The following is a 20704-nucleotide window of genomic DNA, read 5'->3' on the forward strand; positions in this document are numbered from 1 at the left end:
ATGTTCGAGAAAGTGCTCGTCGCAAACCGCGGCGAAATCGCAGTCCGCGTGATGGCAGCGTGTGAGGAACTGGGCATCGAGACAGTGGCTGTCTACAGCGACGCCGACCGCGACGCCGGCCACGTCGAGTACGCCGACGAGGCGTACAACGTCGGCCCGGCACCGGCCAGCGAGTCGTACCTCGACCAGAAGGAGATCCTTGACGTCGCCCAGCGTGCGGACGCCGACGCGATCCACCCCGGCTACGGCTTCCTCGCGGAGAACGCCGAGTTCGCCGCACGGGTCGAGACCGCCGACGGGATCACCTGGGTCGGTCCGCCCAGCGGCGCCATGGAGACGCTCGGCGAGAAGACGAAGGCCCGATCCGTCATGCAGGAGGCCGGCGTCTCGGTCGTCCCAGGGACCACCGATCCCGTCGAGGATCCCGCGGAAGTGCGCGAATTGGGCGAGGAGTTCGGTTATCCGATCGCCATCAAGGCCGAAGGTGGCGGTGGCGGTCGCGGCATGAAGATCGTCCGGAGCGAGGCCGAAGTCGAGGACGCACTGGCGAGCGCCAAGCGCGAGGGCGAGGCGTACTTCGACAACGACTCCGTGTACGTCGAGAAATACCTCGGAGCTCCGAAACACATCGAGGTGCAGGTGCTGGCGGACGAGCACGGCAACGTTCGCCACCTCGGCGAACGTGACTGCTCACTGCAGCGGCGCCACCAGAAGGTCATCGAGGAAGCACCCAGTCCGGCGCTGGATGCCGAGTTGCGTGCAGAGATCGGCGAGGCTGCCCGCCGGGGTGTCCGCGAGGCCGGCTACACGAACGCCGGGACCGTGGAATTCCTCGTCGAAGATGGGGAGTTCTACTTTATGGAGGTTAACACCCGCATCCAGGTCGAACACACCGTCACCGAGGAGGTGACCGGGATCGACATCGTGCGCTGGCAGCTTCGGGTCGCCGCGGGCGAGGAACTGGACTTCGCTCAGGACGACGTAGAAATCGGCGGCCACGCCGTCGAGTACCGGATCAACGCCGAGAACCCGGCTGAGGACTTCGCACCGACGCCGGGACCGCTGACGACGTACGCTCCCCCGAGCAGTATCGGCGTCCGCCTCGACCATGCGGTCGCGCAGGGCGACGAAATCGGCGGGGACTACGACTCGATGATCGCGAAACTGATCGTCGCGGGCGAGGACCGCGAACACTGTCTGGATCGGTCGAGACGCGCCCTCGACCACTTCACCGTCGAGGGAGTTCATACCACGATCCCGTTTCACCGGTTGATGCTCGAGGACGAGACGTTCATCACCGGCGACCACACCACGAAGTATCTCGATCAGGAACTCGACGACCGGACCCTCGACGCAGCTGTCGACCGCTGGGGGACCGACGAGGTCGGTGGCGACACACCGTCGGCATCGACCGACGAGATTACCGTCGAGGTCGACGGGAAGCGCTTCGACGTCGTCGTCGAGGACGGTCTCCCGCGCGCCCGGCGCAGTGGCGACGCCGGCGAGGGATCCAGCGCCGGAAGTTCCGGCGGTGGGTCGGCCGGGAGCGCCGCGGTGGACGTGTCCACATCGGGTACGATCACCGCCGAGATGCAAGGGACCGTCCTGTCAGTGGCGGTTGAGCCCGGCGACGAGGTCGCGGCAGGCGACGTCGTCTGCGTGCTGGAAGCGATGAAGATGGAAAACGACGTGGTGGCGTCTACCGGGGGGACCGTCGCGTCGGTACCGGTCGCGGAGGGCGACTCCGTGGATATGGGCGACACATTGGTCGTCCTGGAGGAGTGAGCATGCGAATCAGAATCTCGGACGATACGACCGAATCGGAAGCAGCGGCGATCGCGGAGGCATTGGCGACACACTTCGAGGAGGACGTGATCCTCGTCGTCGACAGCGGCGACGAAGTCGGCAGCGCCACCTACGACGGCGACGAGCGCGACGCGACCGCAGAGACAGTTGACGACGATCTCGGCCCGACCGAACGCGAGGAGACGCTCCTCGAGGAAATCGAGGAGATTCTCGAAGGCGGTCCCGAGAAGTACAAAGCGCAGCTGCCCGAGGAGGGCAAACTCTTCGTTCGCGACCGGATCGACCTGTGGTTCGGCGACGACTTCCTGTTCGAGGACGGCAAGTTCGCGGAGTTCGACGCCGACGACCGGCTCCCGGCTGACGGGCTCATCACCGGAGCCGCGGAGTTCGAAGGCCGTGACCTGCACTTTATGGCTAACGACTACACGGTCAAACGCGGCAGCATGGCCGCGAAGGGTGTCGAGAAGTTCCTCCGGATGCAACAGCGGGCCTTGAAGACGGGACGTCCCGTCCTCTACCTGATGGACTCCTCGGGCGGCCGGATCGATCAGCAGACCGGCTTCTTTGCCAACCGCGAGGGCATCGGGAAGTACTACTACAACCACTCGATGCTCTCGGGCAGGGTTCCGCAGATCTGCGTGTTGTACGGTCCCTGTATCGCCGGCGCGGCCTACACCCCCGTGTTCGCGGATTTCACGGTCATGGTCCGGGACATGAGTGCGATGGCCATCGCGTCCCCCCGGATGGTCGAGATGGTCACCGGCGAAGAGATCAGCCTCGAAGAGCTGGGCGGCCCCGACGTGCACGCCCGACATTCCGGGAGCGCGGACCTCGTCGCCGATGACGAGGAAGAGGCGCGGGAACTCGTCGCCAAACTAATCGGCTATCTGCCCGACAACGCCGACGAGGACCCGCCACGGACCAGCGGCACGGAACCGAAGTTCTCGCCAGCAGGGATCGATGCCATTGTTCCCCAAGAACCGAACAAGGGCTACGACATGTTCGACGTGATCGACCGGGTAGTCGACGCCGGGTCGACGCTCGAACTGCGGCCCGAGTACGGCGAGGAGATAATCACGTCGTTCGCCCGGATCGACGGCCGGCCGGTCGGGATCGTCGCCAACCAACCCAACCACCGAGCCGGTGCTATTTTCCCCGATGCAGCGGAGAAAGCGGCCCAGTTCATCTGGACCTGCGATGCCTACAACATCCCGCTACTGTATCTCTGTGACACGCCCGGGTTCATGGCCGGTTCCGGCGTCGAGAAAGAAGGCATCCTCGAGCAGGGCAAGAAGATGATCTACGCCACGTCCTCGGCGACGGTTCCCAAGCAGTCAGTCATCGTCAGGAAGGCCTACGGTGCGGGGATCTACGCGATGTCCGGTCCGGCCTACGATCCGGAATCGACCATTGGTCTTCCAAGCGGCGAGATCGCAATCATGGGGCCGGAGGCGGCGATCAACGCCGTCTACGCCAGAAAGCTCTCCGAGATCGAAGACGAGCAAGAGCGCAAGCAAAAAGAGCAGGAACTGCGCGAGGAGTACCGTGAAGACATCGATATCCACCGAATGGCCAGCGAGGTCGTCATCGACGAGATCGTCCCGCCGAGCAGTCTCCGAGAGGAGTTGACGAACCGCTTCGCGTTCTACGAGACCGTCGAGAAAGATCTGCCGGCCAAGAAACACGGAACGATTCTATGACGGGCAAGCACTACGAGGAGTTCGCGGTCGGCGAGACCATCGACCACGGAAAGCGACGAACGATCAGCGAGCGGGACAACCAGCAGTTCTGTGACATGACGATGAACCAGCAACCGTTACACCTCGATGCCGAGTTCGCGGCCGATACCGAGTTCGGCGAGCGGCTGGTCAACGGACTCTACACGATGAGCCTCGCCGTCGGGCTGACCATTCCGGAGACGACCGACGGCACTATCGTCGCAAACTTGTCCTACGATAACGTTGAGCATCCGAATCCGGTATACCACGGCGACACGATCCGCGTCCAGTCGACCGTCACCGACAAACGAGAGACCAGCGACGGCGAACGCGGGGTCGTCACGATGCACGTCGAGGTGTTCAAGGTCAACGCGGCGGAGGAACCGCTCGTCTGCGAGTTCGACCGCACCGTACTCTCACTGAAACGCGAACACGCCACGTGAGGACACCGTTCCATCGCGGACGAACCGCTCTTCGAACGAGTCTACTCGGCCACACCGACGACTCAGCGCGACCGCTGCTGGATGGGTCGGTCGAAGGAATCGCGGAATTCGCCAAAACCCAATCGGGAACGATCATCCGCCGCACAGTCGAAGCCACCTCCGAGGGCGAGGACCTCGATGACACGAGTAGCATCGAGAATCACGCTGTACTCGACGGGATCGAAACCGTCCGGTAGGGGTTCCTAGACAGCTACTGTCGACCGGCTTCGCGAGCGCGTTCGAGAATGCGTTCGGCCTGCGAGATGAGTGGCGCGTCGATCATCTCCCCGTCGACCTCGAAGACGCCGGCATCGGTTTCGGCGTCGGCCTCGACGACGCGTTCGGCCCACGCGATCTCTTCGTCGCTGGGCGTGAACGCGTCGTTAATGACCGGAACTTGATCAGGGTGGATCGCCATCTTTCCGTCGTACCCGAATTGGACGGCGCGCTTAGTCGATTCGCGGAGTCCGTCCAGGTCCTCGTAATCCGTATAAATAGTGTCAATCGCACCGACACCGGCGGCACTGGCCGCGATCACGGTCCGTTCGCGGGCGTACAACACCTCCATCCCTTCGCTCGTGCGAGTCGCACCGATGTCGGCTGCGAGGTCTTCGGCCCCGAATAGCAGCGCGTCGGTCGCGTCGGCCGCCGCGATATCGTCGGCCCGGAGGACCCCCGACGCGGATTCGATGAGCGACAGCACCGGAAGGTCGACACCGCGTTCCTCGAGCAAGCGGTCGATCCTCTGGACGTCCTCGGCTGCTTCCGCCTTCGGCAGCATCACGCTGTCCGGAGTTGCCCCCTCGAGGACGGCCCCGAGGTCGGTCGCAGCCGAGATACCAATCGGATTCACCCGAACGCAGACCTCGCACTCAGACTCGACGTCGTTGAGTACCTCGCGGACGGCCTCGCGAGCATCTTCCTTGTCGGCCGGAGCGACTGCGTCCTCGAGGTCGAAGACGACGGTGTCGGCGTCAGTCTTGGCTGCTTTCCGCATCAGAGCTGGTTTGTCACCGGGGGCGAAAAGAACGCTTCGACGAACCATACCAGTAGCTGCCACGTATCCCGAGTAAGTGGTGTCGATTCTTATAACGGAGTGAAGGAGTCCGTCGTGAGGTGCCATCCTCCCGAACGACCGTCTCCGTCACTCGAGGGCGAAGTCCGATTCGGACTCGAGCCCGAGATAGTCGGCGGCCGTTCGGGCGAAGAGATCTCGGACGGTCCCCGCGGGGAGGTCTCGAGCGAGGAGTCCCGCTCGTTCGGCGCGGTAAGGGTACGGAATGTTCGGGAAGTCGGAGCCGTACATAATCGACTCCGAGAGGTTGACGAGAGTCTCGTCGGCGATCGTCGACGGATCGAACCCCATCGTCTCCGTCGCCGCGGTCGACATCGCGAACGTCGTGTCGAGATAAACGTTCTCGTGGTCTCGCGCGAGGTCGAGAAAATCCTCGACCTCGTAGGTGCCCATGTGCGCGCAGCAGACGCGAAGCTCCGGATACGAAGCCACCAGTTCCGCGAACGCGTCCGCGCCAACGTACGGGCTATCCTCGAACATCGGTGCCGTGCCGCCGTGGTAGGTGATCGGCCGATCGGCTGCCGCCGCAACCTCGAGGGCCGGCTCGAGTCGCGAGTCCGCGGGGCGACACTCTTGGACCGGACAGTGGATCTTCAGGCCCTTCGCTCCCCCGTCGAAGGCGTCTCGAACGATATCAGCGACGCCGTCGTCGTCGGGATGAACCGTCGCGAACGGGAGTAGCACGTCCGACGCGGCGGCCTGCTCGCGGAGCCATTCGTTCAACCCGCGTGCGATCCCCGGTTTGTGTGCGTACGGGAGTGCGACGTAGGCGGTGACGCCGGCCGCGCGGAGGACGTCCTCGATCTCCGGGCGAGCCGTCGGGTGCGAGAACTCCCAGCCGGTCTCGGTGGTAAGCGAGCGGCGGATCGCGTCGCTGAGTCGCTTCGGGAAGAGGTGCGTATGGGCGTCGATCGCGGGACTGAACGGAGACGATCCATCCTCTGACTGTCGTTCGGTAGCGGACATCTCGATCTCTGCGCTCCTTCGTCTGAGTTATGTACGGGAAGTGGTTTAACTAACGCTCTCAGGACCGCTCTCGATATGTTGGTTACCTCTCATCGCCTCCGTTCTCCTGTTCAACACGACTCGCGTGTTTCTCGAGTTCGGCTGCAAGCGTTCGGGCTTGGTCGGGTGTCAATTGCAGTTCCTCCATGTGTGCCGGAAGGTGGGTTTCGGTCATGTTGTCGAGTTCGAACTGCAGACGGACGCAGTCTGGTGCATCCTTGTCCGTCGTCGCATTCACGACGGCGAACGATTCCGCTTCGAACTCGTGTCCTGCCACGACTGCGTCGACGAGGTCGAGCGTGGTGTACGCGTTCACTTTCATCAGGCGGTCGGTCATTGGTATCTATTTGGAATCCGCGAAGGTACTTAGGCTATCTGAGAGTGACGATCAGAACGCAGACGAAGCGACCCCGATTAAACCGTCAGTCGTCAGACGGGATCGGTGTTCCGTCAGCCCGTGCAGGTGCCGGACTTGCGTCGAGATCGTCGTCTTCGGCGTACGGATACCAGGTTCGCTTCGTGTTGTGCATGTACGGATCCTCGTAGTCCGTCTCCTCGGGTTCGATCAACTCGGCGAGTTCGTCGTCCTCACGGGCGAGAACGAACTCCCGGAAGCTCTCGGTCCTCTCTCGAGCGGCAGCGAAGTTTTCGATAAGGTTCGCGATCGCGCCCGGAACCTCGTCGGCGGGGATGCGTTCGGCGACCCAGGAAGCGAACTGCGGGTTCTCTCCGAGTCCGCCCCCGAGTCCGATGTCGAGCGCTTCGACCGGTTCGCCGTTCTTGCGCGTCTTCATTCCGCGCAGGGAGACGTCGGCGATCTGGGGCTGGGCACAGGACGCCGTACAGCCCGAGAGGTGGATGTGGAAGTCGTCGACACCCACCGGCAGTTCGACGTTCTCCTTCAGCCAGCGCGCGAACCGCACCTGGCGGTTCTTCGTCTCGACGATCGACAGCGAACAGAACTCGGTCCCGGTGCAGGCGATCGACCCGCGCTGGAAGGGATGCGGATCGGGGCTGTACTCCTCGAGGACCGGTTCGTCGAGAAGTTCGTCCAGCCGTTCCTCCGGGACGTCCGTCAGGACGACGTTCTGACGTTGGGTGAGCCGGACCTCGCCCGACCCGTACGTCTCGGCGGCGTCGGCGAGTTCGTAGGCCTCGTCGACGCCGATCCGTCCGACGAGGGCGTTCAGTCCGACGTAGTAGTTTCCGTCGGTCTGTTCGTGAACGCCGACGTGGTCGTGCTTGCCGTCGGCGTCGCCCGCGTTGTACGAGTAGGAGTCGCGGAGATCCTCGCCCGCCGTCTCGAGTTCGAAGTCGACGTACTCCGCCTGGAGCATCTCGCGGATCGTGTCAGGCCCCAACTCGTCGACGAGGAACTTCATGCGCGCGTTATAGCGGTCTTCGCGGTCGCCGTGGTCCCGGAACAGCGCCGAGATGCCGCCGGCGACGTCGACGGCCTGCTCGGGCGTGACGAAGACGTCGATATCGCGCGCGAATCGGGGCTCGTTGCGCGAGAGGCCGCCGCCGACGCGGACGTTATATCCCGTCACCGTCTCGCCGTCGATTTCCTTTTCGGCGGGTTCGAACGAGAGATCGTTGATGTCTCCCTGTCCGCAGCCCTCGTCACACCCGGTCACCGAAACCTTCCACTTGCGCGGGAGGTTCGAGTGCGCCTCGTTCCGCTTGAACGTGTCGTTGAGTTCGGTCGCGAGCGCGCCGGCGTCGACGTGTTCGTGTTTGTCCTTGCCGGCGACCGGACAGCCGACGATGTTTCGCCACGAGTCGCCGCAGGCCTGGACCGTCGACAACCCGACGTCCTCGAGCCGATCGAAGATTTCGGGAACGTCCTCGAGGCGGATCCAGTGCAGTTGAATCGCCTGTCGCGTCGTCACGTCGAGCCAGCCGTTGCCGAATTCGGGGTTCGCGACGGGGCCGCGGGAAAAGTCGTCGGCGATCTCGACGATCCGACGGAACTGGCCCGGCTCGAGGACGCCGCTCGGCGGTCCGATCCGCATCATGAAGTACGATTCCTGGCCGGCTCGCTGGTGGTACAGTCCGTACCACTTGAACCGCTCGAACCACGCGTCTCGTTCGTCGTCGGGGATCGATTCCCATCCTGCGTCGGCGAAGCGCTCGATTTCCGCTCGGATATCCGTCCCGTAGAGTTCGTCCTTCCACTGCTCCACGTCGCTTGGCATTGACGCACCGTATAACGGCTATTCATAAGGCTCTCCGTCCTCCGTCAGTTCTTCCCCCCTCTCGTGGCTACCGGCTATTGTTACCTATATTTATTATACCCGTACCATGAGTATCGTTAGTTTGGCTTTGGCTCGAGAATCGACTGTACGGCGTCAGGATCGTACGGCCGAAATTCGCCGTCGACGATTTGGCCGACTGGTAATCCATCGACCGAATCGCGCGTTCCGCACTCGAGACACTGGCCGACTGCATCCGCAGTGATAATCGGACCGTCGGCGTTTGCGTCGACAAACGTCTCGAGGAGGATCGATGCGGGTTCACATTCACAGAATACACCGCGAGAAAGCATCCAAATGTCGCTCACGCTTACCTGTCGAGCGTCGTTGACGCTGATCCACGCGCCATCGTCCAGCGTTCGAATTGCAACCGTCATATACCCACTTCAGCGGTCAGTAACCTCCGTTCGTCGACCAACACAATGTTTACCGGTGTGGTGACTCTCTGCAGTTCTATTCTCTCTACGACAGGTTAAGGATAATCTGCGATCGTACTGAATCACTCGTAGCAGCTGTCCCTGAACATGAACCGCCCTACTCGAGGTAGTCTACATTGCCGAGCGTCCCCAAAAGGTGTCGATTTTCACATCGATAATAGGGTATAGAGAAAAAGAAATCATCCCACACCATCTTGCGAGCGTTCTGAGGAATGTACACCACCCTGCAAGTGTTTAAATACACCAGAAATGAGGAGTTAGACGTCACTGTATAGTTTAGCACCTCAGGCTATATCTGTCGGTTAAGTGATTGGTGTATTCACTGTGTATTGTAGTAGTGTACAAACTACTCAATACATACCCTGATGCTCGCCTGACTGCCTACCCACGAGTTATAGGAGGGTTTGACCCGCATTTTGAGGGTATAGAACCACTCTTCGATGTGGTTCCGATCGACAGAATTCAGGTGCTTTTCAATCCTGATCGGAAGATGAGATTTAGATAACCGTAACCATCGACGACAAATACAGTATCGGAAAGACCGTGTTTCTCGGTTAATCGATGCAAGAACGCAACAACTAGATCGGTGCTTTATCGTCCGAACATTGTGACATCGAGAATGAATCTCGAGCCCACTATTATTGCAATTCATACCCAATACCATTCGCTGTTAATAATGACGTTTTTCTTATTAATGATGGCCTACGACGGCTTCGCCGTCAGCAGGTCCGAAAGGCTATCAGCCAGCCGATGTACCCAGCGGCGGATTGCTTGATGAGATCGTTTGACGCCGCTCGAGCGATTCTTCGCTTGTGTCTCTCAAAGCGAATATCCGGTCACGTAGAGGCAAACGGCGAACACCCTGACGGGCATCGCCGTCCACTCACGCTTCCAACATTCATCAAATTCCGCCGCGTAATACTCGCTGAGCAGGTCTGCGAGTATCATAGCCAAAATAGCTCTACGACCCGCTCACTTTTCAAACCACGCTAACTAGATGGGACCTCTTTAGAGATAATTTCGCAGCTCGGTGATTTCAGAGTGTGTATTTTAATCGACAACAGTGTGTACATGGGCTCCGTTAGAGCCCATTTGCTAACATTATGCAGTCGTACAGCGCTTTTGGCAAAGACTCTTCATCATTCAGCGCGCGCGATGACTTCGATTTCGACACCGATCTCGATTGGAAGTTGTGATATTTCTACGGCCGCTCGTGCCGGATACGGCTCGTCCATGTACTTGGCGTATACTTCGTTCACCGCCTCGTAGTCGTCCATGTCGGTGACATAGACGTTCGCTTTTAGTATATCGTCGAGAGATGCGTTGGCAGCTTCTAAGATAGCTGAAATATTCTCGATTGTCTGGGCTGTCTGCTCACGAATATCCTCCGATACGACCTCTCCGGTTTCGGGGTTAACCGGACCCTGTCCGGATACGTATATCCGCCCCTCATCCTTGATTCCCTGAGAGTACGGTCCAATTGCACTGGGGTCCTCGTCAGTCACAATCTCTTCCATACTTCAGGTATCTCATAACACACCCGACCGGTCGCCTGGTACTACTCACACCTATCTATCGACGCTTCAGAATCTAGGTTACGTTCGCACTGTTAAAGGCAAATACACGTCGGCCTGTTCGCGTTACCGCTCGGCGAATACGTGCGATCGCACTCGCGACTTTATCAAGTCGGCAAGTCAGAAGTCGATAAACTCGCTCAAGAAACAGGCGAAGCCAGTCACTTAGTGGTCGAAAGCCACGGTCGAGAGATTTTACTGTACGAACGGTTCGGACCAGAAGCAGTTGGCGAGGACCTCTACACTCGGATCAAGGGATTTCCAAGGCGAAATCTCCACTGTTCAGCGGCCAGCAAGGCAATTCTCGCTCACCTCGAACCGGAGCGTCGAGATGATATTCTCGAAGACTACGAATTCATCTCGAGGACGCCGAATACAATCACAGATGAGGAAACCTTGCGAGAAGAGTTTGAGAACGTACGCGCGAAAGCATTTGCTCGCAACGACGAAGAACAGATAGCTGGAGTAACGAGCCGTCGCTGCACCGATAATTCAGGATGAGACAGTGCACGGTGCGATCAGCCTCTCCGCGCCGACGAGTCGAATGCGGGGCGAACGATTTTCGACTACAGTTCCAGAGCGAGTTGTTGATTCCGCTAATGTGATTGAGGTTAATTTACAGATGCCCGAACCAACGGTGGGATCTAATATATAATATCAGTACGAATTAAATTTTCGTTTAACCGTTAAGGGTCTTCCCATTCATGAGGTTGTGTGTCACCCTAAATTTTGACGATGACAAAACTGACTCCCGTAACTGAAACTCACAGGCAATCTCGAACCCGACACATATTACACTAGTACCGTTGTAAATAACACATTAAGCTTTCAACGGAAAAGTGCTAATTCCGGAGCATAGAATTAGAATGCTACAAACGAAACTTGACCACAACAGTATACCCGTGGACTATACGTAGGGGCAACCACGCTGCAGTTCGGGTTGAGATAGATGAAATGCAGAATACTATAGTATATTATATGATGTATATTTTTACAGTTGTACTCTTGTAACGGATCACTGACTGTCCGGTTCCGATTTTATACACAACGAGTGACCGTCGATTCGGTACCTGCATTCGAATATATCGAATACCGCCTGGATCGACTGATCCCCTGCGTCCGAGCTACGAGTGTGCGATATTGAGCTCGAGTTCGTTCGCGGCGCCAAGCAGCAGATTCGGAAGTTCTTCCTCGAAGCGCTCGCCCTTTAGGCGGTGACTCGGACCGGTAACGCTGAGTCCGCCGATGACGTCGCCATCTGGTCCACAGATGGGGACACCCACCGCGTGTGTGCCGCGCAGGGATTCCTCACGGTTGAAGGCGTACCCGCGCTCGCGGACTGTTTCAAGTTCGGCACGAAGCTCATCGGGATCGGTGATCGTGCGCTCCGTCACGGGCTCAAAGGCCATGCGTTCGAACATATCGGACAGTTTTGGCTCGGGAAGTTCCGACAAGATCGCCTTCCCGGCTGACGCTGCGTACAGCGGGATACGGCTCCCGATACCGGGGTCAGTCCGGACCGCGTGTTCGCCGACTGACCGCGCTAAGTACACCGCCTTCCCGTGTTCCTCAACAAAGAACTGTGCTCGTTCGCCGGTCTCCTCGGCGAGCGCCTCAACTTTTTCTCGGACAAGGCCGTACCCCCGATAGCTGTTCCGGGCAGTCACCCCGATCTCAAGGAATTGGAGGCCAACGTGATAGCCGTCTTCGCGCTCAACGACGTACTCGAGGTCCTCGAGCGTCCGCAGGTGCCGATGAATCGTACTCTTCGCATAGTCGAGATCAGCCGCGAGCGCTGACAATGACGCACCCTCTCTATCTGCGATATATTCGACTATGCTGAACATCGTTCGTGCCGTCTGGACTGAATCTGTTGGACCAGCCCTGTTTGGTGTGTCCATGAGGCATGTTAGGATTCGCCACCATTAAAAAGTATTCGACTATGTCGAACAATGGTGTCCGTGCTGTGCGACGTTCAGGGAACCAGTCCAGCGTATAGTACCTATAAACATACCTTTAATTTAGACACGCTCGAGTTGTCCGGTGTGGTATCGCTCTCGTCTGTCGTCGGAGACGACACGGATCTCGTGAGTGAACGGCCGTTCCAGTTACTGTTGCTCATTAATGTTCTCCCACCGCTCGGCACAGCACTCCTCTCGCCGGTGTTGGGTTCGCTCGTTAAGCCGTTAGGTGCGTCGACGGCGAACATCGGGCTGCTGCTGTCCACGTTCACTGCGCCAGCCATCTTCGTCATCCCTGTCGCGGGCGTCGTTTCCGATAGATACGGCCGTCGTCCGGTTCTCATTTTTGGACTGTTGTGGTTCGGCCTTACCGGGACGGCTATCGCACTCGTCTCAACGTTCGAGGCCGCGCTCATGCTCCGGTTCCTCCAGGGCATTGGCTTCGCCGCGCTCACACCCATCATCATCACTAGCCTCGGTGATCTCTATACGGGAACCAAGGAGGCGACTGCGCAGGGGTTGCGGTTCTCCGGATCGGGGCTCTCCCAGACAGTTTTCCCACTCGCCGCTGGCGTCCTCGTCGGGATGGCATGGCAGTATCCGTTCCTCCTATATGCCGTCGCATTCCCCATTGCAGCGATCGTCTACGTCTGGTTCGAGGAGCCAATCGAGCCGACGTCGGACGATGACTCGCCCACGGACTTCCGCGAACAACTCTCGGATCTGTGCACGCTCGTTGCCCATCGACGCGCGTGGTCAATGGTTGTCGCCCGTGGCTCTGCGAACCTCGCGTGGTTCGGTTTTCTCACGTACAACTCTATCCTCATCGTGGACGTGCTCGGCGGCACACCTGCCCAAGCTGGGCTGCTCGCGGCACTTGCCAGTCTCACGTATGCACTCGCGGCGACGCAGGCGGGCCGTATTGCTGATCTGTTCGATGATCGGGTCTACCCGCTCATCGCGTCAAACACATCGATGGGTGTGGGGCTCGCGCTCGTCTTCCTCGCAACGTCGCTGGCTGTAGCCGCCATTGGCGTCGTCCTCATGGGCATCGGCTTTGGGCTCGTGCTCTCGATATACCGCAGCATCATTACGGGCCTCGCACCGTCGGATCTCCGCGGCGGCCTCGTCAGCCTCAGCGAGGGCAGCGGCCGCGCAGCCGCGACGATGACGCCGGTTCTGATGGGAGCCGCTATCGCCGTTACCACATCGCACCTCGGCTTCGCGGTGGCTGTGCGAACTGTGGGTGTAGCGATAGGGCTGCTCAGCGCGGGGACGGGCATTGCGTGCCTGCTTGCGATGAGTACGGCAGCACCGCTTCGTATGGACCGTTGAGGCTGCAACTCCAGAAATTTTGATCGCCTCTCCACGGTGCTCGTCGATCAGCGAGGCCGGCAAGTACGTCAACCTCAGAAGTTCAATTTCGTGATTACTGGTATGCTTGGATACCGGTGAGGTCCTCGCCGAGGATTAGCGTGTGGATGTCATGGGTACCCTCGTAGGTGTAGACGGTTTCCATGTTCGCCATGTGGCGCATCGGTGAGTAGTCTGCGGTAATGCCGTTTCCGCCGAGCATCTCGCGGGCGACCCGAGACTGGTCGCGGGCCATCCGGACGTTGTTGCGCTTGGCCATTGAGACGTGCTGGGGACGCATTCTCCCCTCCTCTTTGAGCTCCGCAAGCCGATGAGCGAGCAGTTGCGCGAGCGTGATCTGGGTGGCCATTTCGGCGAGTTTCTGCTGTTGCATCTGGAAGCCGCCGATAGGCTTCCCAAACTGCTCGCGATCGGTAGCGTAGTCGCGTGCGGTCTCGAAGCAGTCGCGAGCGGCACCGACCGCACCCCACGCGATACCGTATCGTGCCTGCGTAAGACATGACAGCGGCCCCTTCATTCCTGAGACGCCAGGCAGCAGGTTTTCCTTTGGAATGTGTACGTTTTGCAGGCTGATTTCGCCTGTAATCGAAGCTCGCAGCGAGAGTTTCTCCTCAATCTTGTTCGTGGTGACGCCGTCACGGTCGGTCTCCACGAGGAATCCCCGGACAGGATTATCGTCCTCGCTGGTATCTTTTGCCCAGACGACCGCGATATCTGCGATAGGTGAGTTCGTAATCCACGTCTTCGAGCCGTTCAGGACGTATTCGTCACCGTTACGTTCGGCAGTGGTCTCCATTGCGGACGGATTCGAGCCGTGTTCGGGCTCGGTAAGACCGAAACATCCGACTGCCTCGCCAGTGCCGAGCTTCGGTAGCCACTCGTCTTTCTGCTCGTCGCTGCCGTACGCATGGATGGGGTACATCACGAGTGCCCCCTGCACGCTCGCCATTGAGCGCAGTCCGGAGTCGCAGGCCTCCAACTCCTGCATCAGGAGGCCGTAGGCCGTCTCGCTGACGTTCGCCGAACCGTATCCCTCCAAGTTCGGTGCGTAGAACCCCATCTCTCCCATCTTCGGGATGAGATCTCTCGGAAACGTACCGTCTATCCAGTGTTGGCCGATATCGTCGACTTCGCCTTCAACGAACTCGCGAGCGGATTCGACGAGTAACTGCTCCGATTGGGAAAGTGATGCCTCCAGGTCGAAGTAATCGAGCATATGCCAACTTACGTGTCCACCAATAAATAACCAACCTACGCGAGGGGGTTCAGAACCCAGATGTGCCGTCGAGACGGTGCTCCTCAACCACCGCTTCGTCAAGTTCGATGCCGAGGCCAGGCTCTTCTGGTACCTCGATGGATCCGTCCTGAATTAGGGGTTCGTCGCGCTCGAGCAGGTCGTCCCACCACTCGACTTCCAGCGCGTGGTACTCCAGCAGGTCAAAGTTCGGAACGGCAGCACCGAGGTGGACGCATGCCATCGTTCCAACGGGGCTGCAGACGTTGTGCGGGGACATCGGGATGTAGTTCTCTTCTGCACGGTCTGCAACCCGCATCGTCTCCGTGAGTCCGCCGACTGTCGTCGGGTCTGGGGTGATAACATCGACGCCGTGTTCGTAGATAAGTTCGGAGAGTTCGAATACGCGGAATCGGTTCTCACCGGTCGCAACCGGCGTCCGTGTGGCCTGTGTGACTTCCTTCTGAGCATCCATATTCTCCGGCGGCACGAGGTCCTCGAGCCACATCAGGTCGAACTCCTCGAGCTCGTAGGCTAGTCGCTTGGCGCTCTCGACGGAGTAATCCCAGTGGCAGTCGAACGCTAGGTCTACGTCGTAGCCGATCTCCTCACGGACCGCTGCCACTATTTCTCGCTTCTCCCGGACGGCAGCGTTCGTAAGGCGGCCGTTGTACGGGTCGTTGGCGTTGTCCGCGGGCAGGTCGAGGTCGAATTTGAGCGCGTCGAAGCCCATATCGGTGACGCGCGCAGCCTCCGCGGCGTACGCCTCCGGCGTGTACGCTTCGGTATCCGCGTAGTCGGTCGCGCCGTCCTCGACGGCGTACGCCTCGCCGGCGTGGCAGTCGCAGTAGAGCCGGACTTCGTCACGGTACTTCGAACCAAGCAACTGGTACACCGGGAGGCCGAGAATTTTCCCGGCAGCGTCCAGCAAGGCGACCTCGATTCCCGAGGCTGCGGTAACAACCTTTCCGGTGGTACCGCCGTGGCCGGACATCTCCTGGAAGATATACCGAACAAGGCGCTCCACGTCAAGCGGGTTCTCGCCGACGAGAAACCGGTTGGTATACTCTACGAGTTCGGGGATTCCACCACCCCGATAGGACTCGCCGATACCAGTGACGCCGGCATCCGTCTCCACTTTGATGAGGTTCCATTCGAAGTTGCCTTCGACAACGCACGCGTCGATGCTTGTGATTGCTACGTCTCTGTCCGGGTCGCGAGTCTCGATGTGGTCCGAAAAGTCTCTCATTGGTCTTTGAACTGCTGGAGGGCGTTTTCGTCGAGCGGTACGCCGTGGCCGGGGCGGTCCGGAAGGGCAATCATCCCGTTGTCGTCGGGCTGTACAGGGTCAGCGACGACATCGTCGAACGCCTTCACGTCCATGTCGCGGTAGAAGTACTCCACCCAGAGACCGTTCTCGATAGCGCCGAGCAGCGAGGCGTGGATGTTCCAGTTGTAGTGGGGCGCAATGGGGATGTCGTAGGCGGCAGCGTAGTGGGCGATCTTCAGCCACTCAGTAATGCCGCCACAGACAGTGACGTCCGGCTGGAGGATGGTTGCAGCGCCCTGATCAGCAAGGCGCGCGAAGTTGTGCCGCGTTCCCTCTAGTTCCCCGGTCGCGACCGGATAGTTCAGAGCACTGTTGACCTCCGCCATCGTATCCACTCGGTCGATCATCACGGGCTCCTCGATAAAGTACGGGTCGTAGGGCTCGAACGCACGGCACGCCCGCGTAGCCGCTGTCGTTGATGACCAGACTCCATTGGCGTCTAGAAGGAGCGTGCGCTCGTCGCCGATCGCTTCACGGACTGCAGCGACACGATCCACCTCCTCGTCGATAGATCGGCGGCCGACCTTCATCTTCACGATGTCATGGCCCTCGTCAAGGTACCGCTGTATCTCGTTACGGAGGCCTTGGTGACCCTTGTCGTCGCGGTAGTATCCGCCACTGGCGTACGACGGCACGCGCTCGGAGTGCCCGCCGAGCAGCTTGTGCAGCGGCTCACCTGCGGCTTTCCCTTTTAGGTCCCAGAGCGCGATGTCCACCGTTGAGATGGCGCGCAACAGCAGACCTGTCCGTCCGATCTGGACATTACCGTCGTACATTTCGTGCCACAGTCGCTCTGTGTCTCGAGGGTCCTCGCCGCGGAGGACCGGCGCCAGTAGCTCCTCGACCGCGTCGGCGATGAGTCCGGCGCCCTCGTACCCCAGCGAGTAGCCGACTCCCTCGTGGCCGGTATCAGTTCTTACGTACGTTATCGCGTGGTCTCGGTATGTGAGCGTGCGATTGGAGAACGATACTGGGGTCTCCAAGGGTAACTTGATTGGAAACGATTCTACGTCTGTGATTTCCATGCTACGAGGGGTGACACACGTACACAAGTAGCCAATTGTAGCGGCAACACTCTCACCCATAGTATTAGTGGGACGCCCGCAACAGCCCGGACATGAAGTTTCCTGATCGTAGCGACGTCGATCACCTCATCGAGCCACAGTCGCTACCCGAATTCGCGCGAATCCGGTACGAGCCGGGCAGCGAATCGCTGGCCGATCCCGTCACCGACGTCCGAGCCGAACTCGACGCGCTCGCCGTAGACGAACTGGACGAGGGCGCGACGGTCGCCGTCGGCGTCGGCAGCCGCGGCATCCACCGCATCGACGACGTCGTACACGGTATCGTCGCCGAGCTCGAGGAGCGCGGCTTTGCTCCCGTAATCGTCCCTGCGATGGGAAGCCACGGCGGCGCAACGCCCGAAGGACAGCGCGAGGTGCTGGCGTCGCTCGGCATCACCGATGAGACGGTGGGTGCGCCGATAGACGCGCGGATGGACGCCAAATTGCTGGCGACGGTCACGGTCGGCGACGCGGACGTTCCGGTGTACTTCGCGACGGCCGCCCTCGAGGCCGACGCAATGCTCGTGGTGAACCGTGTGAAGGCGCACACGAACTTTAGCGGCCCCATCGAGAGCGGGCTCGCGAAGATGACCGTCGTCGGCCTCGGAAAGCAACGCGGCGCAAAGTCGTTCCACTCGACGGCCATCGCAGAAGGGTACGTTGAGACGTTGACCGCCGCGCTGGACGCCATCGAGTCCTCGGTGCCACTGCTCGGTGGCGTCGCGCTCGTCGAGAACTTCGAGGATGAACTCGCGTACGTCGAGGGTGTTCCCGCGGGATCGTTTACGGAGCGCGAACCGGAGCTCCTAGAGCGCGCGTACGACGAGATGGCGACGCTCCCAGTCGACGACATCGACCTGCTCGTCGTGGACGAAATCGGCAAAGAGATCTCCGGTGCGGGGATGGACACGAACGTTATCGGTCGGTACCGCGTACTCAACGCGCCCGACCCGCAGAATCCCGATATCGACCTGATCTACGTCCGCGGACTCACCGAGGAGACGAACGGGAACGGCAACGGTATCGGGCTCGCGGACCTTACGCGGCGGGCCGCCGTCGACCAACTCGATCTGAAAAAGACGTACGCAAACGCGCTCACGAGCGGCTCGCTCGCGAAGTCCAAGCTCCCCGTGGTCGCGCCCGACGATGAGTTCGCGCTCCGCACGGCGCTGGCTGCGCTCGGCAGCTACGATCCGGAGACGGTCCGCATCCTCTGGATCGAGAACACCGAAGACCTCGGTGAGCTTCGCGTCTCGGCGGCCGTCGTCGAGGACCTGCCGGCGTCAGCGACCGTAGCGGCCCGTGAGACGCTGATCTTCGAAGATGGTACGGCACGGTTCAGGGACGCGTAGGCGCGATTGCCTTTACGTAAACGTTTTCCCGTTGCCCTCTGATTGCCATTCACATGGACCTGCAGATAGATGGTAACGCGGCGCTGGTGACGGCGTCGTCCAGCGGACTCGGCAAAGCGTCAGCGAAGGCGCTCGCTCGCGAGGGCGCGAACGTCGTCATTAACGGTCGCGACGAGGACCAGCTCGAGGAAGCTCGCAAGGAAATCGAAGACGTGGCAACGGGCGATGTTGTCGCCCAGCCCGGCGACCTCACGGAGTCTGAGGACATACGGACACTCGTCGAGACGACGGTCGAGGAGTTCGGCACTATTGACCACCTCGTCACGAGTGCGGGTGGTCCACCCTCCGGCGCGTTCCTTGACACGGATGACGATGACTGGGAGGACGCCTATCAGCTTCTCGTGATGAGCGTTGTTCGCCTGGCTCGGGAGGCCGCGCCCCACTTGAAGGAGGGCGAGGGCGGCACGATCGTCAATATCACGTCCCGGACGGTCAAGGAAGCCAAGGAGAACCTCGTATTGTCGAACTCCGTCCGAATGGGCGTTATCGGCCTCGAGAAGACACTCTCGAAGGAGTTCGCGCCCGACGTGCGTGCGAACGCCGTCCTCCCCGGCTCCCACGAGACCTCGCGCATCGAGAACCTCATCGAGAGCGCCATCGAGCGCGGCGACTACGAGAACTACGAGGAGGGACTGGCAGCGTGGTCGGACAACCCCCTCGAGCGCATCGGCGACCCGATGGAGCTGGGGGACACGGTGGCGTTCCTGAGCTCGCCGAAGTCCGGGTACATCAATGGTGCCGCATTGCCCATCGACGGCGGTTCCGTGGGGGCGAACCTATGAAGCCGGTGCGCTTCGACGACGCGGAAACCTACGAGCCCGACGAAGGCTGGCGCCGCGTCGCGATGGCGGGCAGCGACCAGTTCTCCTTCGAGTGGTTCGAGAAGCCGCCGGGCCACAGCTCGCCGATGCACGATCACGAAAACGAGCAGGTGTGTCTCTGTCTCGAGGGCGAGTTGACGGTCGCCACGGAGGACGACGAGGTTACGCTGGAACCGAACGACTCGGTGTTTCTGGAGTCCAACGAAACACACCGAGTGGAGAACACCGGTGACGAGCGCGCGGTCGGGCTGGACGTGTTTGCGCCCGGCCGCTCGTTCGACTTCTGGACGGAACGGGACGAATGAAGTACCTTGCACGCACCGCGACTGGCAACCCGCTACTCGGCAATGAGGACGGCTACGTTCCACTTCGCTCGGTTGAGCCGGACCTCGATAGCGTTCACGAGGCGCTCCCGCGAGCCGCCGACGGGACGCTCGGCGACGTCGCCGACGCGCCCGCCGAACCCGTACCAGCTGCCGATCTGACGTTCGGCGCGCCGCTCGCGGATTTCGGGAAACTCTGGGGTATCGGTCTGAACTACGCAGAGCACGCCGGTGATCTCGACGAGCAGCGGCCCGAGGAGCCCGCGAGCTTCATGAAGCCGTCGACGGTACTCACCGGGCCGAGCGGTCCGATTCGTCTGCCGCCAACCTCGCAGAGTGAGCGCGTGACCGCGGAGGCAGAACTCGCCGTCGTGATGGGCCGGACGTGCCGAAACATAGACGAGAATGACTTCGATGACGTCGTTGCGGGATTCCTTCCGGTCATCGACATGACGGCCGAGGACGTCCTCCAGCGGAACCCACGGTTTCTCACGCGCGCGAAGAGCTACGATACGTTCCTCGTACCCGGTGCCGCGCTTGCGGTTCCCGAGGAGCCCCTCGATTTGACGTCGCTGTCCGTGAAAACGGAGGTCAACGGCGATATCAAGGCCGAAAACGAGATTCGGAACATGCTGTTCCCTCCCGCGGAGATCGTTTCGTTCCACTCGGACGTGATGTCCCTCGAACCGGGCGACCTGTTCAGTACGGGGACACCCGGTGCGGCACACATTGAGCCCGGCGACGACGTGCGCGCGGTCGTGGAGGACATCGGGACCGTCGAGGCACCGGTCACGCGATAGCGGTCGTCCAGCGGGAATTTTTATTATGCGAGG

General features: G+C 60.5%; 19 protein-coding genes and 1 pseudogene. 9 read left to right on the plus strand and 11 right to left on the minus strand.

What is annotated here, in order from left to right:
* The 3 genes from ATJ93_RS20220 to ATJ93_RS20230 are packed head-to-tail and all read left to right on the plus strand — an operon-like array spanning position 1 to position 3967.
* Positions 1 to 1785: an acetyl-CoA carboxylase biotin carboxylase subunit gene (locus tag ATJ93_RS20220; RefSeq protein WP_120246453.1), complete on the plus strand. Its 1785-nt coding sequence runs from the start codon at positions 1 to 3 to the stop codon at positions 1783 to 1785.
* Between the two features lie 2 nt (positions 1786 to 1787).
* Positions 1788 to 3506, plus strand: coding sequence for an acyl-CoA carboxylase subunit beta (locus ATJ93_RS20225; protein WP_120246454.1), 1719 nt, complete (start codon positions 1788 to 1790; stop codon positions 3504 to 3506).
* Complete coding sequence (locus tag ATJ93_RS20230) at positions 3503 to 3967, plus strand: MaoC family dehydratase (RefSeq protein WP_120246455.1); 465 nt, start codon at positions 3503 to 3505, stop codon at positions 3965 to 3967. The genes ATJ93_RS20225 and ATJ93_RS20230 overlap by 4 nt, the downstream gene beginning before the upstream one ends.
* Positions 3968 to 4217: 250 nt before the next feature.
* On the opposite strand, the gene ATJ93_RS20240 is transcribed toward ATJ93_RS20230, so the two are convergent.
* From ATJ93_RS20240 to ATJ93_RS20270, 7 genes and pseudogenes are all read right to left on the minus strand, one after another.
* Positions 4218 to 5051 (minus strand): HpcH/HpaI aldolase/citrate lyase family protein, encoded by an 834-nt coding sequence (locus ATJ93_RS20240; protein ID WP_120246457.1) that lies wholly within the window; start codon positions 5049 to 5051, stop codon positions 4218 to 4220.
* 99 nt (positions 5052 to 5150) lie between these two features.
* Positions 5151 to 6047, minus strand: a complete 897-nt coding sequence (locus tag ATJ93_RS20245) for an amidohydrolase family protein (RefSeq protein WP_120246458.1) — start codon at positions 6045 to 6047, stop codon at positions 5151 to 5153.
* Between the two features lie 82 nt (positions 6048 to 6129).
* Positions 6130 to 6423 carry a DUF6360 family protein gene (locus ATJ93_RS20250; RefSeq protein ID WP_211334104.1) on the minus strand — a complete coding sequence of 98 codons (294 nt, stop codon included), beginning with the start codon at positions 6421 to 6423 and terminating at the stop codon, positions 6130 to 6132.
* 85 nt (positions 6424 to 6508) lie between these two features.
* Positions 6509 to 8284 carry a nitrite/sulfite reductase gene (locus ATJ93_RS20255; RefSeq protein ID WP_120246459.1) on the minus strand — a complete coding sequence of 592 codons (1776 nt, stop codon included), beginning with the start codon at positions 8282 to 8284 and terminating at the stop codon, positions 6509 to 6511.
* Positions 8285 to 8400: 116 nt separating this feature from the next.
* Positions 8401 to 8718, minus strand: coding sequence for a hypothetical protein (locus ATJ93_RS24170; protein ID WP_120246460.1), 318 nt, complete (start codon positions 8716 to 8718; stop codon positions 8401 to 8403).
* Positions 8719 to 9127: 409 nt separating this feature from the next.
* Positions 9128 to 9726, minus strand: a pseudogene (locus ATJ93_RS20265) (IS6 family transposase); the annotation flags it as partial.
* A 191-nt stretch (positions 9727 to 9917) separates the two neighbouring features.
* Positions 9918 to 10295, minus strand: a complete 378-nt coding sequence (locus tag ATJ93_RS20270; protein WP_120246461.1) for a Rid family detoxifying hydrolase — start codon at positions 10293 to 10295, stop codon at positions 9918 to 9920.
* Between the two features lie 141 nt (positions 10296 to 10436).
* Here ATJ93_RS20270 and ATJ93_RS23955 point away from each other — a divergent pair, with 141 nt between their 5' ends.
* Positions 10437 to 10853: an IclR family transcriptional regulator gene (locus ATJ93_RS23955; RefSeq protein ID WP_211334105.1), complete on the plus strand. Its 417-nt coding sequence runs from the start codon at positions 10437 to 10439 to the stop codon at positions 10851 to 10853.
* 623 nt (positions 10854 to 11476) lie between these two features.
* On the opposite strand, the gene ATJ93_RS20280 is transcribed toward ATJ93_RS23955, so the two are convergent.
* Positions 11477 to 12253 (minus strand): IclR family transcriptional regulator, encoded by a 777-nt coding sequence (locus tag ATJ93_RS20280; RefSeq protein ID WP_120246462.1) that lies wholly within the window; start codon positions 12251 to 12253, stop codon positions 11477 to 11479.
* A 144-nt stretch (positions 12254 to 12397) separates the two neighbouring features.
* Here ATJ93_RS20280 and ATJ93_RS20285 point away from each other — a divergent pair, with 144 nt between their 5' ends.
* On the plus strand, positions 12398 to 13648 hold the full coding sequence (locus tag ATJ93_RS20285; protein ID WP_120246525.1) for an MFS transporter: 1251 nt from the start codon (positions 12398 to 12400) through the stop codon (positions 13646 to 13648).
* Between the two features lie 94 nt (positions 13649 to 13742).
* Here ATJ93_RS20285 and ATJ93_RS20290 read toward each other — a convergent pair whose 3' ends face one another.
* The 3 genes from ATJ93_RS20290 to ATJ93_RS20300 are packed head-to-tail and all read right to left on the minus strand — an operon-like array spanning position 13743 to position 17276.
* The gene (locus ATJ93_RS20290) at positions 13743 to 14903 is read right to left on the minus strand and encodes an acyl-CoA dehydrogenase family protein (protein WP_120246463.1); all 1161 of its coding nucleotides are present in this window, start codon (positions 14901 to 14903) and stop codon (positions 13743 to 13745) included.
* Positions 14904 to 14952: 49 nt separating this feature from the next.
* Complete coding sequence (locus tag ATJ93_RS20295; RefSeq protein WP_120246464.1) at positions 14953 to 16170, minus strand: mandelate racemase/muconate lactonizing enzyme family protein; 1218 nt, start codon at positions 16168 to 16170, stop codon at positions 14953 to 14955.
* Entirely contained in the window at positions 16167 to 17276 is a 1110-nt protein-coding gene (locus tag ATJ93_RS20300; protein WP_120246465.1) for a mandelate racemase/muconate lactonizing enzyme family protein, read from the minus strand. The genes ATJ93_RS20295 and ATJ93_RS20300 overlap by 4 nt, the downstream gene beginning before the upstream one ends.
* 92 nt (positions 17277 to 17368) lie before the next feature.
* On the opposite strand from ATJ93_RS20300, the gene ATJ93_RS20305 reads away from it, so the two are divergent.
* The 4 genes from ATJ93_RS20305 to ATJ93_RS20320 are packed head-to-tail and all read left to right on the plus strand — an operon-like array spanning position 17369 to position 20671.
* The gene (locus ATJ93_RS20305; RefSeq protein WP_120246466.1) at positions 17369 to 18667 is read left to right on the plus strand and encodes a DUF362 domain-containing protein; all 1299 of its coding nucleotides are present in this window, start codon (positions 17369 to 17371) and stop codon (positions 18665 to 18667) included.
* A 53-nt stretch (positions 18668 to 18720) separates the two neighbouring features.
* Positions 18721 to 19509, plus strand: a complete 789-nt coding sequence (locus ATJ93_RS20310) for an SDR family oxidoreductase (RefSeq protein ID WP_120246467.1) — start codon at positions 18721 to 18723, stop codon at positions 19507 to 19509.
* Positions 19506 to 19853, plus strand: a complete 348-nt coding sequence (locus ATJ93_RS20315) for a cupin domain-containing protein (protein WP_120246468.1) — start codon at positions 19506 to 19508, stop codon at positions 19851 to 19853. The genes ATJ93_RS20310 and ATJ93_RS20315 overlap by 4 nt, the downstream gene beginning before the upstream one ends.
* A complete protein-coding gene (locus ATJ93_RS20320; protein ID WP_120246469.1) occupies positions 19850 to 20671 on the plus strand; it encodes a fumarylacetoacetate hydrolase family protein in 822 nt (273 codons plus the stop codon). The genes ATJ93_RS20315 and ATJ93_RS20320 overlap by 4 nt, the downstream gene beginning before the upstream one ends.
* Positions 20672 to 20704 lie beyond the last annotated feature (33 nt).

This window comes from Halopiger aswanensis, from assembly GCF_003610195.1.
Classification (GTDB): Archaea; Halobacteriota; Halobacteria; order Halobacteriales; family Natrialbaceae; genus Halopiger; species Halopiger aswanensis.